This is a genomic window from Weizmannia acidilactici (assembly GCF_008974225.1).
Lineage (GTDB): Bacteria > Bacillota > Bacilli > Bacillales > Bacillaceae_C > Weizmannia > Weizmannia acidilactici.
Genome location: NZ_BKZR01000108.1, coordinates 1 through 972, shown reverse-complemented (window position 1 = coordinate 972; position 972 = coordinate 1). Strand labels below are relative to the sequence as shown.

Genomic DNA, 972 nt, shown 5'->3' with positions numbered 1-972 from the left:
AATTCCGGCAACCGTCTAATAAATGCCGGAATAAATTGTTATATTATAAAATGATCAGCGTACTTTTCCTTCAACAGGAATGCTTTATGAACTACCCATTCGATCCCGTACTTTTGGAAATTCCCTTTCTATATGGTAGCCCACATGATTTCTGTCTTACCCGCCACTGCTTCAATGCCTGTTTTCTTATCAAGTGATTTAACGATTTCACCGTTTGTAATGACAATGGACGTAATGGTATCTGCTGCATTTTCTTTAATAAAAGCAAGATTAAATGTGAGAAGCGGGGCGCCCTTTTTCACCTGATCCCCCGCCTGTACTGCCGTTTTAAAACCTTCCCCATTTAAAGATACCGTTTCCAATCCAATATGAATCAAAAGTTCCAACCCCGATTCCCCGCGGAGCCCGATGGCATGTTTGGTAGGGAATACTTGGATCACCTCCCCGTCAAACGGAGAAACTAAATGGCCGTCCGACGGTTTTATCGCTAATCCATCCCCGATCATTTTTTCGGAAAAAATGGGGTCGGGGACATCTTCAATGGCAACCACTTCACCCCTTACAGGCGCAAAAATATGTTCTTCTTTTCTTTTTTTATGGAAAAATGGAAACAAGAAGGACACCTGCCTTGTTTTAAAATATAATATTATTTTACCACCTAAGCATAAATCCGGCAGCTTTCAATGAAAGTGCCGGATTTTTATTCAATGTGTGAGAATGATATTTCAAGTAGTCCGTGGTGCAAGGGATTTCCTGCCTTAAGTCATTCCCGTTTCCGGCAGCAAAAGCCCGGCCTGACTAAACTGTTGAGAATAGTATGCAGATGCCGCCCCCATGATGACAGTAGTTGTTTTTTTCATAAATCCCCCAAATAGAATGAAACCTTATACCTGCAAAACCTTAGCTCCATTATATTCGTTATGACGAACATTAGCTAGAAAAAGTTAAAAATCATATCGTAATTTTTTGTAA

The 972-nt window shown here is 40.4% G+C and carries 1 protein-coding gene; it reads right to left on the bottom strand.

The genetic code is table 11. The features are described from left to right. Positions 1-128: 128 nt before the first annotated feature. Positions 129-614 carry a PTS sugar transporter subunit IIA gene (locus tag GBH70_RS16435; RefSeq protein WP_151682019.1) on the bottom strand — a complete coding sequence of 162 codons (486 nt, stop codon included), beginning with the start codon at positions 612-614 and terminating at the stop codon, positions 129-131. Positions 615-972 lie beyond the last annotated feature (358 nt).